Raw genomic sequence first — 14,343 nt, forward strand, 5'->3', positions numbered from 1 at the left:
GGGCCCGGCCCGCCCCACCCGGCCGACGGCGTCTCCGCAGTCTCGCGGTGCGGACAGTATCGATCCCGGTCCCGGTCAACCCTTTCCGGCCCGCAGCCGTGTAGGGAATGTGAGCACCAGACCTTTCCGGCGGCCGGCCCGCCGCAACGGACCCGAGCTGCCGCACGGCGAGATCACCCTGCAGGAGCCGCCGGTCGTCCCGGAGGTCCAGCCCGCCGGGTTCCGCTCGCTCGGGATGATCCTGCCGAGCCTGCTGATGACCGGCGGGTTCATGTTCATGATGATGAGCAACTCGCTCAGAGGCCCCATGGGCATGGTCATGCTGGTCCTGATGGGCGGCGGCATGCTGGGCATGGCCGTGTTCCAGATGACGATGGCCGGCGGCAACCGCAAGCAGCAGATCAACGGCGACCGGCGCGACTACTTCCGCTACCTGTCCCAGACCAGGGCGCAGGTCCGCCAGTACGCGGCGGAACAGCGGGACGCGCTGGCCTGGCGGCACCCCGACCCGGAGTCGCTGTGGTCGCTGGCGATGACCAGCCGGCTGTGGGAGCGCCGGCCGACGCATCCGGACTTCGGCGAGATCCGGGTCGGCACCGGTGCCCAGCGGCTCGCGGTGCGGATCACCCCGCTCGACACCAAGCCGGTGGAGGACCTGGAACCGGTGTGCGCCAAGGCGTTGCGCCGGTTCATCAAGGCGTACACGACCGTGCCCGACCAGCCCGTCGCGCTGTGCCTGCCCGGCTTCGCGCACGTGCGGATCAGTGGCGACCGGGACGTGGCGCGGGGCATGGTGCGCGCCATGCTCGCCCAGTTGGCCGCCTTCCACGCCCCGGACGAGCTGCGGCTGGCCTTCTGCGTCGGCGCCGAGCAGGCCGGGCAGTGGGAGTGGGCCAAGTGGCTGCCGCACGCCAAGCACGCCACCGACGTCGACGTGGCCGGGCCGGTACGCCTGTTCGGCACCACGCTGGAAGAGGTGGAGCGGCTGCTGGGCGGGGAGTTCGCGGGCCGCTCCCGGTTCGACGACGACGCCCAGCCCTCCCGCGAGGAGCCGTTCGTCGTGGTGGTCTGCGACGGCGGCGTCATCCCGCCGGGCGCCCGGCTGACCGTCTCCGGGTACCGCAACGCCGTCCTCGTCGACTTCGACGGCAGTGGCCTCGCCGACGGGGACAACGTGCTCAACCTGGAGGTGTCCGCCACCGACGTGGACATGATCGAGAAGGATCATGTGGGCCGGGAGGTGCGCACCCGGCTCGCCGCACCCGACCACCTGGACCTGCCCCGGCTGCGGACGCTGGCCCGGATCATGGCCCGGCACGCCACCAAGGTCACCGGCGAGCAGCCGGCCAGCGGGCTCAGCGCCGTCCTCGACCTGCCCGACCTGCTCGACATCCCCGACCTGGACACCTTCGACCCGCGCGCCCGGTGGGAGTCCCGCTCGCCCGCCGACCGGCTGCGGGTGCCCATCGGGGTGGCCGCCGACGGCTCCCCGATCGAGCTGGACATCAAGGAGTCCGCCGAGGGCGGGATGGGGCCGCACGGCATGCTCATCGGCGCCACCGGCTCGGGCAAGAGCGAGCTGCTGCGCACCCTGGTGCTGGCCCTGGCGGCCACGCACTCCTCGGAGACCCTCAACTTCGTGCTGGTGGACTTCAAGGGCGGGGCCACCTTCGTCGGGCTGGACCGGCTGCCGCACGTCTCCGCGCTCATCACCAACCTGGCCGACGAGGCCGCGCTGGTCGACCGGATGCAGACCACCCTCCAGGGGGAACTGGTACGCCGGCAGGAACTGCTGCGCAGCGCCGGGAACTTCACCTCGGCGCGCGACTACGAGAAGGCCCGCGCCCAGGGTGCCGAACTCGACCCGCTGCCCACCCTGTTCGTGGTGGTGGACGAGTTCAGCGAGCTGATCGCGGCCAACCCCGAGTTCATCCAGCTGTTCGTGATGATCGGTCGGCTCGGCCGTTCGCTCGCGGTGCACCTGCTGCTGGCCTCGCAGCGCCTTGAGGACGGGCGCATCCACCAGTTGGAGGGCCACCTGTCGTACCGCATCGGGCTGCGTACTTTCTCCGCGATGGAGTCGCGGGCGGTCATCGGCGTACCCGACGCGTACGAGCTGCCGGGCGATCCGGGCAACGGATACCTGCGCTCCAGCGTCACCAGCATCACCCGGTTCCGGGCCGCGTACGTGTCCGGCCCGCACCGGGTGCGTAGCACCGGGCTGCACCGCGAGGTGATCGCCAGCCAGGTGGTCGCGTTCACCGCCGGGGCCGCCGCGCCCGCCGTCCCGGCCCCGCGCCCGCCGTCGGAGCCGGCGCCGGACGAGTCGACCGACACCGGCACCACCGTGCTGCACGCGCTGGTGGACCGGCTGGTCGACCAGGGTCCGCCGGCACACCAGGTGTGGATGGCGCCGCTGGAGGACGCGCCGACCCTGGACGACGTGCTGCCGCCGCTGCTGCCCGACCCCGAGCACGGGCTGCGTCCGATCGACGCCGGCCAGCAGGGGTACCTGCGGGTGCCGGTCGGTCTGATCGACAAGCCGTTCGAGCAGATGCGCGACCTGCTCGTGGTGGACCTGTCCGGGGTCGGTGGGCACGTGGGCGTGGCCGGCGGACCGCAGAGCGGCAAGAGCACCCTGCTGCGGTCGCTGGTGTGCGGGCTGGCGCTGACCCACTCGCCGCGAGAGGTGCAGTTCTACTGCCTCGACTTCGGCGGCGGTTCGCTGACCGGGTTTACCGGCCTGCCGCACGTCGGCGGGGTCGCCGGCCGGCACGAACCGGAGCGGGTGGGCCGCACGGTGGCCGAGGTCCGCTCGATCCTGATCGAGCGGGAACGGCGCTGCGCGGAGCTGGGCATCCACGGCCGGGACGCCTACCGGCAGGCGCAGGCCGACGGGCGCATCTCGGAGGACCGGTTCGGCGACGTGTTCCTGGTCGTGGACGGGTGGTTCGTGCTGCGCCAGGAGTTCGAGCCGGCGGAGGAGATGGCCCGGGACATCGCGGCCCGTGGCCTGAACTACGGGGTGCACGTGATGATCACCATGGGCCGCTGGTCGGAGCTGCACATGTCGATGCGGGACAAGGTCGGAACGCGCCTCGAACTGCGCCTGGGCGACCCGGTGGAGTCCGGGATCGACCTGCGCGCGGCGGCCCAGGTGCCCCGCCGCCCGGGGCACGGGCTGACCGACGCGAAGCTGCACTTCCTCGGCGCGCTGCCGCGCATCGACGGCGTCCAGTCGGCCGAGGGGCTCGCCGCGGCCACCGAGCACCTGGTGTCCGCGGTGGCGGACAACTGGACCGGGGAACGCGCCGCCGCGGTACGCACCCTGCCGGCCTCGCTGCCGATGGCCGAGCTGCCGGCGCCGCAGGGTGCCCGCATCGCGCTCGGTGTGGACGAGGACCAGCTCGCGCCGGTGTGGCACGACTTCCGGGCGATGCCCCACCTGACCGTGCTGGGGGACACCGAGAGCGGCAAGACGAACCTGCTGCGCCTCATCGCCCACGCGATCGTCGCCAGCCACGCCCCGGCCCAGGCGCGCATCATGGCCGTCGACTACCGGCGGCAGCTCTTCGACGACGTACCGGCCGAGTACCGGCTCGGCTACTCGGTCTCGCCGGACAGCACCCGGGACACCGCCGCCGAGGCGCTGGCCGGCCTCCGGCCGCGGGTTCCCGGCCCCGACATCACCCCGGAGCAGCTACGTGCCCGCGACTGGTGGTCCGGCCCCGCGCTGTACGTCCTGGTCGACGACTACGAACTGCTCGCCGGGCACGAGAACCCGTTGGCCCACCTGATCCCGTTGCTGCCCCAGGGCGGCGACATCGGCCTGCACGTGGTCGTCGCGCGGGCCGCGGCCGGGGCGATGCGACTGTCGATGGACCCGCTGCTGCGGCGCATCCAGGAACTGAACACTCCGGACGTGGCGCTGTCTTGCCCGCCGACGGAGGGCCCGCTGCTGGGCAACATCAAGCCGCGCCCGTTGCCCCCGGGTCGGGCGCTGCTGTGCACCCGGCGCGGCGGACGGCTGGTCCAGACGGCACTGGTACCCGCGCCCGTGGTGCCCACCGGGGCCGGCCGATGACCCGCACCGCCACCCGCCCGCGCCGTACGCCCACCCCACCGGCCCGCACCGCCAGGCCGGTGGCGGCGGTCGGGCCCGCCGAGCCGGTCGAGCCCGCCGGACACGCTGCGGCTTACGCGGCGGTCGGGCCCGCCGAGCCGGTCGAGCCCGCCGAGTCCGCTTCGGCATATTCGGCGGCTGAGGAACTGGCGCGGCGGCTGCGGGCCCTGGCCTGCCTGCCCGGACCGTCCGCCGCGCCGACCGCCTGGCCCTGCGACACCGGGCTGCTGGACTGGCTGCGCCGGATGACCTACCCCGCCCTGTACACCTGGGCGGCCGAGGAGAACCTGGCCCGCCGCTGGATCGGCGGCGACGTCTTCGGCTCCCGCCGGCTCCCGCCGGCACCGGCGTTCCTCGCCGGCACCGACGTACGCCGTCTCGCCCCGCACCTGGTCGCGCCGCTGTTGCGGCGGGTGAGCATGACGCGTCCGGCCCCGAGCGCCGCCGACCTGGAGCCGGCGGCCCTCGCCGCCGACGCCGGCCGGGTCAGCACGTTCCGGCGCGACGGGGCCGCCCGACTCTGGGGTCAACCGGAGCACACGCCGCCGCTTCCCGACACCACCGCCATCCCGCACGTGGTGCACGGCGTCTGGCTCGGCCGGCCGCTGCCCGAGTCGAACGGCTTCTGGGCCAACTACGGCGCGGCGGCCGACAGCTACGCCGGCCAGGTCGACTTCGTGCTGTGGACGGACATCCCACGGGCCCGCTTCGACGCGGCCCGCGCTACCCCGCCCGCCCCGGCCGGCCAACCTGATCCGCTGGCCCCGGTACGCGCCCTGCTGACCTGGGCCGACACCCACGGCATCCACCTGGTGAGCGTGGCCGAGCTGTTCCACGCGAACGCGCCGATGACCCTGCACAGCCCGTACGCCCTGGAGCTGAACCGGGGGCTGCCGCAGGGTTTCGCGGCGGCCAGCGACCACCTACGGGTCGAGGTGGTGCACCGGTTCGGCGGCCTGTACGCCGACGGTGACCTGCACTTCCTCCCGGACGTCGCGCTCCCGCCGGACGAGCCGGCCGACAGCCCGGCGGGTCAGGGTGCCGAAAGCCCGCCGGGCGGTGGGTACCGGCTGTTCCGGGGCCGGTGGCACGGGCCGCCGGAGGCCGACGGGCCGGCCCGGTTGCCGGAGCTGTTCGACCGGGTCGCTGCGTCGACGCACGGGTTCACGCTGCACGCGCTCACCGACGAGATCGTCCTCAACGATGTCATCCTGGCCCCGGCGGGGCATCCCGCGCTGGCGTTGTGGCTGGAGGGCGCGCGGTACAACTACCTGCGCGACCCGCGCGACGTGTACGCCGCCGACACCCCCCAGCCGGCTGGCTCGGACGCGCCGGCCGGGCCGGATCCATCGCCCACCTCGGACCCGCGAGCCGGGTCCGACCCGCCGGTCGCGGCGGCGTCGGGGTGGCGCGGGGAGCCGGCCTCCTGGACCTGGGCGGTTACCGCCATGCGTACCGGGCGGGTGCACCACTGGCTGCTGGCCCGGCTGGGCATCGGCGCGGCCGACCTGGTCAAGCCGGCGCCGGCGGTACGCGGGCACAGCGAGCTGAGCTGGCTGCCGCCGGTCGACGGCCAACCGCCGGTCGCCTGCCCCGACCCGGACCCGCTGCCGACCCTGATCGCCTGCGTGGACCTGCTGCGCTGGCAGCACCTGTCGCGCTCCGGGGACCTCTGCCTCACCGGGGTCGCTCCGCTGGTGCGTGGACTGCCCGAGCCGGACACCGCGTGGACCGCGCTGCTGCTCGCGTTCGGGCACCTCTCCACCGACCTCGGCCCGGTCACGTCGGTCACCGACCGGCGGCGCAACCAGGACCAGACCCTCGACGTGGTGGTACTGCCACCCGAGGCGGAGGCACTGCTGGACCGCACCGCGACACCGGCCACCTGGTTCGGTTCCGGTGCCCACTCCGGCGATGCTGACGGAGCCGGAGCGCAGGCCGCCGGCCGGGAGTACTGGTTCCTCGGCGAGCGCACGGTCCCGGCCCGACTGCTGCCCGCCGCCCGCAGGCAGCAATCGGCGCGGACGAAAAACTTGTGAACTCCCGTGACCGTGCACACGTGTTCGGGATATGAGCGCCGAGCGCGGGGAACTCTGCCGGCTGCTGGTCGTCGGACCGACCAGCCAGGTCGACGTGAGTCTGCCCACCCACATCCCGTTGGCCGACATGATGCCGGCCCTGCTGAGCGCGCTGGGACCGGACCTCGCCGATCGCGGGCTGGAGCACAGCGGCTGGATCGTCCAGCGGCTGGGTGGGCCGGCCTTCGACGAGTCGCGCACCGTCGGCGATCTCGACCTGCTCGACGGCGAGGTCGTGCACCTACGCCCGCGTACCGACCAGATCCCGCCGCTGGCCTACGACGACCTGGTCGACGGCGTCTCGGCCGGCATCCGCAAGCGGTCCGGGCTGTGGCGTCCGCAGACCACGCGGATCACCGCCCTGTTGCTCTTGGCCGCCTGGCTGACCGCCTGGCTGGCCGCCGCGCGGATGTGGCCGGCCGAGTCCCGGAACCCGGTGCTGCTCGCGGCGATGGCGGTGATGTGCTTCGTCGCGGGCTTCGCGGTGGTGCGCAAGCTGGCCGACCGGGCCACGGCCGGCATCCTGGGGGCCGCCAGTGTGGTCGGTACGGTGGTCGCCGCGCTGGAGGCGGTCGCCGGTGCCTCCGTACCCCGGTTGATCTTCTTGGGTGCCACCGCCGGCACCGTCGCCGCGTTGCTGGTGGCCGCGTTCGTCTTCCCGCGCACCGGCTGGCGGCAGGTCACCGTCGGCCTGCTGGCGGCATGGCTGCTGGTCGTCGCCGCGTTCGCACTGCACACCAGGGCCACGCTGGACTGGACCACGATCGCCGCGATCACGGTCGTCGTCACCACGGCGCTGCGCCCGGCGGTACCGTCGGCCGCCTTCAAGCTCGCCGGGCTCGCCCTGCCGGAGATGCCCGTCGAGCCGGCGGACCTCCAGAAGGACATCGACCCGGAACCGGCCGCCGGGGTGCTCACCCGGGCCGCCGCCGCCGACCAGTTCATGACCGCCCTGTACGCGGCGCTCGGACTGGTCTCCGGGGCCGCGATGGTGTGGCTGGCGACCTCGCCCGGCTGGGCCGCACCGCTGGCCGCCTGGCTGGCCGCCGTTGCCCAGATCCTGGTCACCCGCCCGATGACGAGCATCTGGCACCGGGTGGCGCTGGCCGGCCCGGCGTTGGTGGCCATGGCGGCCTGGTGCCTGACCGCGCCCACGGACCGGAGTCCGCTCGCCGCCCAACTGGCCATCGGCTGCTGCCTCCTCTTGGCGGTGGCGTGCGGGGTGGCCGCGCGGATCCCGGTCGGCCGGCGGTTCAACCCGATCTGGGGCCGGATGGGCGACCTGGCGCACACCGCGATGGTGGCCGCCCTCGGGCCGACCGTCGTGGTCATCACCGGCCTGATCGACGTGATCCGGGCGCGGGTGGGTTGACATGTCGTCGCGTCGTGACCAGGTGGACGCCCAGCGGTACATGATGACCCGGGTGACCGGTGCGCTGGTGCGGGCCGAGCCGGAGACCGCCGAGTCACCGACCCGCCGGGACCGCACCGGCACGCTCGCCGGTCTCGTGCTCGGGATCCTGGTGCTGGCCGGGGTCGCGATCTGGGCGCTGATGCCGGGATCGGGATCGACCAGTTGGCAGCAGCCGCGGATGCTGGTGGTGGACTCCTCGACCGGCGCGCGGTACGTGCTGGTCGACGGTCAACTGCGCCTGGTCAACGACGTGGCGACGGCCACCCTGCTGGCCGGCGGTCGACTCACCCCGGTCACCGTCTCCTCGTCCAAACTCGCCAAGGTGCCGCAGGGCCCGCCGGTGGGTACCCCGGCCGGGCCGCAGGTGCTGCCTGCGGCCAACCGGGTCAACCAGGGCGTGTGGCGGGCCTGTAGCCGGGACACCGGCCGGATCGTGCTCGACGTCGACGTGCCGGCGGCCCCCGATCCGCTCGGCGACGGGCATGCGCTGCCGGTCACCGCGGGCGGCAAGACCTACCTGCTGTGGGGCGGGCGACGGCTGCTCCTTCCCCAGCCGTGGATGGCCGACGTGCTGGGGCTGGGGCTGCTCGCTCCCGTACCGGTGGCGACCGCCTGGCTGGAGTCGATCCCGTTGGGCGGCACGGTCGGCCCACCGAAGGTGGCCCGGGCCGGCGGCGCCGGGCCGAGGGTGGCCGGCCGGCCGACGTCGATCGGCCAGATGTTCGGCGTGGACCTGGGCAACGGCACGGTCAACCACTACCTGATGACCACCGACGGGCTGGCCCCGCTGACCGAGACCGAGTACCGGTTGCAGCGGGCCACGCCGGGCGGGGCCAGGGAGACCGCCATCACCCCGGCCGATCTGGCCGCCGCCGGTCAGCGCAGCCCGGTGCGCCCGCTGACCACGCTGCCGGCCACCCCACCAGTGCCACCGTCCATGCCCGAGGACGCCGTGGTCTGCGTGGAGTACGCGGGCCGGGCCGACGAGAAACCCACGGTCGTCCTGGTCAGCGGGACCGGCATGCCGACCGGCGGCAGCGGCGGGAAGACCGCAGTGACGGTGCGGGTGCCGTCGGGCGGGGGAGCGCTGCTGATGCCCCCGGCCGACGCCGAGACCGACCGGTGGCGGCAGCAGGGCCTGCTGGTCAACGAGCGGGGGATCGCCTACCCGATCATGGGCGGCGACGTCACCACCCTGGGCTACTCCCTCGACCAGGCGGTGGTCATGCCCACCCCACTGGTCGCCATGCTGCCCCCCGGGCCGGCACTGGTCCGGCCGGAAGGGAGGTGAGGCCGCGGGGTACCCGAACGTCCCGCCGCCGTGGCCCGCCCCTCGGACGGACGCGACAGGCCGCGAGCACATGTCCCACCTATCGCAACAACACGACCGATAGAAGACAAGGAGAGTCATGCCAGTCAACCGGCAGGGAATTGTCGCCGATGAGGCGACCATCAAGGGCATGGTCATGGCGTTCGGCCAGGCGCAGGCCGAGGCCAAGAACAGCCAGCAGGCCGTCACGGCCGCCAGCAGCAACCTGTCCGCCCAGTGGCAGAGCGACTCGGCCGCGCCGCGGTTCCTCCAGGCCGTCCAGCAGTGGCTGAACGGCTTCCAGAAGGTCCAGGCGGGCCTGGACATGCTCAACCAGAACATGCAGCAGTACGCGCAACTGACCACCACGACCGAAGACGACAGCGCGATGCGGGCCGGCGGCTGGGCCGTCGGCTGACCGCCGAACCCTCACCTGTGGAACCCGGACCGACGAACGACAAGGAGGCCGAGAATGGCCAACTACAGCATTAATCCCGCTGCGGTTCAGGCCGTCGCCGACGAGATGGCCAGGGAGACCCGCGAGCTCGACCAGTCGCTGGCGAACCTCCAGACCTCGGTGGCGAGGTTCACCGCGGCCAATAACGGTCAGGCGCCGGAGGCATACAAGGCCGCCCAGGCGCTGTGGAACCAGGGCCAGCAGGAGATGAGGGCGGCCCTGGCCCTGGGGCAGCAGCGCCTTCAGGAGATCAACGTCAACTACCAGCACGGCGACAACCGGGGCGCGGCCATCTTCAGCTAGTACCCCGCCGAACCTGACCTCGCACGAGGTCGGGACGGCAGTTCCGCCGAGCCGATACCGGGTCAGGCGCGCTGCTCCGCCGCACCGCCGGGTGGACCAGCGCGTCTGACCCACCGCTGTCCACGGACTCGCCCGGACCTCGACCCCGGCCGGGTACGGACAGCCGAGTCCCGCTGGCCCGTCTCCATCCGAGAGGAACACACGATGAAGAACATCGTCATCAACGAGAGCTACCTGCGGAAGCTGCACGGCACCTACACCAAGCAGGTCGACGAGATCGATCTCATGTACGGCAAGGTCTACCCGTACGGCTCCCTGCCGGATTCGACTGTCGACATCACCAAGCAGTTCAAGCTGCGCCTCGGCGGGAAGGGCTTCACCGAGGCGGAGGACCTGACGGGGGCGATCGACGTCGTCCGGGCCGGCCTGGCCAACCGGCTCAAGGGCGCGCGGGTCGAGCTCAACAACCTGGAGCACGGCATCAAGTTCCTGCTGGCCGACTCCGACGCCGTCGAGCAGACGAGCACGCTGAGCGCCGAGCAGTTCGAGTACTTCATGCCCAAAGCCGGGGGTTAGTCATGGCGAACACCGCGACGTTCGAGGATGCCCTGGCGAGCATTCTGGGGCTGGTGCTCGGCGGTGGAGAGGGCGGGGAAAAGGCTTCCATCAACGACAACTTCCGACCGCGGAGCATCAAGGGGCCCGGTTACTGGCTGATCACCCAGACGAGCACGCTCAAGCACACCGGCAGTTGGATGCCGGAGTACAACAAGGACGCGGTCACCTTCTACCGATGGAAGCAGAGCGGGGCGACCAAGCACATCACCCGGGTGACGGTGTGGGTGGGCGTGACCAGCAGGGACGACACCCAGGGGCAGAAGGGCAACTCCACCGACCCGGGAAACTCGACCAACGCCGACGGCAACCCGGTCGTCTCGCTCGGCAACGCGTGGGAGCGGATGATCGCGGACCTGCCCAAGGTGGCCGGGCCGAACAAAGCGTTCGATCCGGACTCGATCGGGTCGGTCCGCGAGATCCTGGCCAACCTGGCCACCCATGCGCTGGGGATCTCGAGCGAGCTGACCGATCAGGTCAAGTCGGTGAACGCCAAGAGCCCCGACTTCAAGGGCTCCGCCGAATCGGCCTGGCGGCACCGGGTGCAGGAGGCGAACAAGTACCTCGCCGACATCATGCCCCAGGCCAAGCAGTGGGACACCACGCTGGCCCAGGTCGAGCAGGCCATGAGGGACTTCATCACGGCGGTGGCCGACACCTTCGAGAAGTGGTCCTCGATCCACCCGGCCGGCACCTGGCAGCACCCGTACCGGGTCATCGCCACGATGTTCAACGAGAGCACGCTCCAGTACGGCGACCTGCACGACGGCCAGTCGAACGCCTGGGACCTGGGTCAGCAGTACGCCGACACCGGGGACCAGGCAGGATTCGACCGCCAGGGAACCAAGTTCGGTGGCTCGGACGCGGGTACCGTCATGTGGACGCCGCCCGCGTGGGTGAAGTACCACTCGTTCGACGCCTTCAGCATCCCCGAGTGGAACAAGCTGGACCAGCATCTGCGCCAGATGTGGGCCGACAACGCCCTCAAGACCTTCGAGCCGGCGGTGCTCGCGGCGAAGAAGTTGGTGTCGGTGTTCGCCGAGGCGCGCAACCCGATGAGCATCACCGACCCGAAGCCGGTCCCGCCCAATCCGATGCCTAACGACGTGGGGATGCCCAACGGCGGCTTCCCCAACAACCCGTTCGGTAACATGGGTAACCCCTTCGCCAACTGGGGAAACCCGTTCGCGAACATGGGCAATCCCTTTGCCAACGTGGGTAACCCGTTCGCGAACGTGGGCAATCCCTTTGCCAACGTGGGTAACCCGTTCGCGAACGTGGGAGCGAACTTCGGCAACCCGTTCCCCAACGGCGGCGGCCTGGGTAACCCGTTCGCCAACGGCACCGGTGGCGGTGCCTTCTTCCCCACCAGCCTGATGCCCAACTCGGGTGCCGGTGGTGGTGGTGCGGGTAATCCGTTCGCCAATGGCTTGGGTGGTTCCTTTGCTGCCGGTGGCGCGGAGAATCCGTTCGGTGGTGGCGCCGGCGGCGGCCTTCCCACCGACCTGAAGGTCAAGTCGGGCATGCCGTCCGAGGGCGGTGGCGCGGGCAATCCGTTCGCCAATGGCCTGGGTGGTTCCTTCGGTGGTGGCGCCGGCGGCGACCTTCCCGCCAGCCTGATGCCCAACTCGGGTGCCGGTGGTGGTGCGGGTAATCCGTTCGCCAATGGCTTGGATGGTTTCTTTGGTGGCGGCGCCGAGAATCCGTTCGGTGGTGGCGCCGGCGGCGGCCTTCCCACCGACCTGAAGGTCAAGTCGGGCATGCCGTCCGAGGGCGGTGGCGCGGGCAATCCGTTCGCCAATGGCGGCTTGGACGCTGTGGTTGGCGGCGGTGGCGCGAGCGGCCTTCCCCCCATTCCGGCCCCCAAACCGGTCACCCCGTCTGCCGGCGGTGGCCTGGAGAATCCGTTCACCGGCGGTGGCGCGGGCAGTTCCCTGCCGACCAGCAATCTCGGGCTCAACCGCAAGCCGTCCGGGCCGCAGTCGTTGGGCGACCTGACGCCGTCCCAGTTGGAGCAACTGGACAAGGCCGGGCTGCTGGACGATGTGCCGCTGACGGCTGAGCAGGCTGACTACCTGCGGAAGAACGGTCTGTCGCCGGGCGGTGCGACGAATCTCGGTCAGCTCAGCCCGGATCAGCTCGACGCGTTGGATCGCGGCGGGCTGCTGGACGACACCCCCCTCACCAACGACCAGCGGGCGAAGCTCGGCCTGAACGGGCCGCAGTCGTTGGGTGACCTGACGCCGTCCCAGTTGCAGAGGCTGGACGGGGCCGGGCTGCTGGACGATGCGCCGCTGACGGCTGAGCAGGCGGACTACCTGCGGAAGAACGGTCTGTCGCCGGGCGGTGCGACGAATCTCGGTCAGCTCAATCCGGATCAGCTCGACGCGCTGCAACGCGGCGGCCTGCTGGACGATGTCCCGCTGTCGCCGGAAGAGCGGGCGAAACTCGGGCTGCCGCCCAACCCGTCGGGGAGTTCCGGCGGGGGTGGATCCGTGCCGGGCCTGGACGCGGGCAGGTTGCCGTGGCCCGACACCGGGCCGTCGGCACCAATAGACCGGAATGCGTTCCCGACCACGGTCGACGGTAAGAACGTGTCACCGAAGCCGGGCATGACCGGGAGCATCACCACCCCTCCGGCACTCGGCGACGTCACGAGACCCGGCTCGGCCAGCTTCCCGCACGTTCCCGGGGTGCAGGTCGGCACCGGGGGCCTGTCGGCGGTGCCGGGCGTATCCGGCTCGTCCGGGGCGCTGAACCCGGACAAGCTGGGGGTGCCCGTCGGAGGCCCGGTCGGGACCAACCTGAATACAGGTCCGGGTGCCGGTCCTGGTCTCCCGCAGCCCGGCGTGGGCGGTATGCCGGGCGGTGGGATGCCGTTCATGCCCCCGATGATGCCGGGCATGGGTGGCGCACCCCAGCAAGGGCAGGACCGTGACCGCCAGCGCAGCACCTGGCTGAAGGAGGACGAGAAGGTCTGGGGCACCGACCCCGACTGTGCGCCCGCGGTGATCGGCCGGCGCGGTCGGGACACCCGGGTCGAGGAGGACGAGTTCGGCATGCCGATCGACGAGCGTCCCGGCAGTCAGGACGAACGCCGCCGCTACCGGGGCCGTTGACACTGCTGGCACCGGCCGTTGAAGACTGTTGCACCGATGTGAACCCGGTGCCGCAGATCAGCCGTGGAAAGAAGAGGAGGTAGTCGGGATGAGCATGTTGGGCGACGAGGAACTGTTGGCCGAGATGCGTGCGGCCCTGAAGGACATCGACGAGGCGGCCGAACGGGTACGCCGGCGCGTGGCCCGGGCGCAGACCACCGTGGAGGACAAGAAGAAGCTGCTGTCGGTGACCGTGGGTGGCCACGGCGAGCTGACCCGGATCACTTTCAACGGGGACGCCTACCGGCGACTCGCGCCAGCCGAGCTGGCCGACCTGATCGTGACGACGGCACGTACCGCCCGCGAGAAGGCCCAGCGCAAGACGATGGCCAGCACCGCCGAGCTGACGCGTCACCTCACCGGCCTCGACGACGCCGCGCAGTCGGCCGGGAGCATCGAGGAACTTGTCGAGGGCATCGCCAGCATGGTTTCCGGCGGTGCCGACCGGCGGACCGGGCCGGCGGCGTCATGAGTGGGCAACGGATCGAGCACCACGGGGATATCCTGCTCCGGAATGTGCCGGCGGTGCTCCAGTTCAAGGACCACCTGATCGGCACGGTGGACCCGGTGCGCCAGATCGCCGAGTGCCGGTGGGCGGCCGGCGTCCCCGCGGACGACGAACTGAGCCTGCAGGCCCGCGCGGCCGTGCAGCAATTGATCGCGGGCATCGTGCTCATGGCGTACGCCAAGTTGGCCGACGCGGCCGGATTCCAGGGCGAGAAGTTGAACCACGTTTTCCGTGTCGGGGAGAACACCGAGGCCACCATCAACGAAATGGTCCCGGACATGAGCGGTGGCACGCGGGGTTGATCCGCGGAGACGAGATGGCCGAGGGCTGGGGCGGTGGTCGGCGCCGCTGAGTGATGTGCACTGAGTGCCCCTGATC

General features: G+C 71.7%; 10 protein-coding genes. All 10 read left to right on the forward strand.

The features are described 5' to 3' along the window. Window positions 1-109 precede the first annotated feature (109 nt). The gene (gene eccCa, locus AB0L34_RS07115; RefSeq protein ID WP_363702632.1) at window positions 110-4,084 is read left to right on the forward strand and encodes a type VII secretion protein EccCa; all 3,975 of its coding nucleotides are present in this window, start codon (window positions 110-112) and stop codon (window positions 4,082-4,084) included. Continuing rightward, on the forward strand, window positions 4,081-6,162 hold the full coding sequence (locus AB0L34_RS07120; protein WP_363702634.1) for a hypothetical protein: 2,082 nt from the start codon (window positions 4,081-4,083) through the stop codon (window positions 6,160-6,162). The genes eccCa and AB0L34_RS07120 overlap by 4 nt, the downstream gene beginning before the upstream one ends. A gap of 31 nt (window positions 6,163-6,193) precedes the next feature. Further along, a complete protein-coding gene (eccD, locus tag AB0L34_RS07125) occupies window positions 6,194-7,573 on the forward strand; it encodes a type VII secretion integral membrane protein EccD (RefSeq protein ID WP_363702636.1) in 1,380 nt (459 codons plus the stop codon). 1 nt (window position 7,574) lies between these two features. Beyond that, window positions 7,575-8,906: a type VII secretion protein EccB gene (gene eccB / locus AB0L34_RS07130; RefSeq protein ID WP_363702638.1), complete on the forward strand. Its 1,332-nt coding sequence runs from the start codon at window positions 7,575-7,577 to the stop codon at window positions 8,904-8,906. A 118-nt stretch (window positions 8,907-9,024) separates the two neighbouring features. Then, window positions 9,025-9,342 carry a WXG100 family type VII secretion target gene (locus tag AB0L34_RS07135; RefSeq protein ID WP_363702640.1) on the forward strand — a complete coding sequence of 106 codons (318 nt, stop codon included), beginning with the start codon at window positions 9,025-9,027 and terminating at the stop codon, window positions 9,340-9,342. A 54-nt stretch (window positions 9,343-9,396) separates the two neighbouring features. Then, on the forward strand, window positions 9,397-9,684 hold the full coding sequence (locus AB0L34_RS07140) for a WXG100 family type VII secretion target (protein ID WP_091644242.1): 288 nt from the start codon (window positions 9,397-9,399) through the stop codon (window positions 9,682-9,684). A 204-nt stretch (window positions 9,685-9,888) separates the two neighbouring features. After that, on the forward strand, window positions 9,889-10,260 hold the full coding sequence (locus AB0L34_RS07145) for a hypothetical protein (RefSeq protein ID WP_363702642.1): 372 nt from the start codon (window positions 9,889-9,891) through the stop codon (window positions 10,258-10,260). Between the two features lie 2 nt (window positions 10,261-10,262). Next, window positions 10,263-13,418: a hypothetical protein gene (locus AB0L34_RS07150; RefSeq protein WP_363702644.1), complete on the forward strand. Its 3,156-nt coding sequence runs from the start codon at window positions 10,263-10,265 to the stop codon at window positions 13,416-13,418. Between the two features lie 88 nt (window positions 13,419-13,506). Next, window positions 13,507-13,929, forward strand: a complete 423-nt coding sequence (locus AB0L34_RS07155; protein ID WP_363702646.1) for a YbaB/EbfC family nucleoid-associated protein — start codon at window positions 13,507-13,509, stop codon at window positions 13,927-13,929. A gap of 53 nt (window positions 13,930-13,982) precedes the next feature. Then, window positions 13,983-14,267: a hypothetical protein gene (locus tag AB0L34_RS07160; protein WP_363702648.1), complete on the forward strand. Its 285-nt coding sequence runs from the start codon at window positions 13,983-13,985 to the stop codon at window positions 14,265-14,267. The last annotated feature ends 76 nt before the right edge of the window (window positions 14,268-14,343 follow it).

The sequence above is a fragment of the Micromonospora sp. NPDC052213 genome, assembly GCF_040679695.1.
GTDB lineage: Bacteria > Actinomycetota > Actinomycetes > Mycobacteriales > Micromonosporaceae > Micromonospora.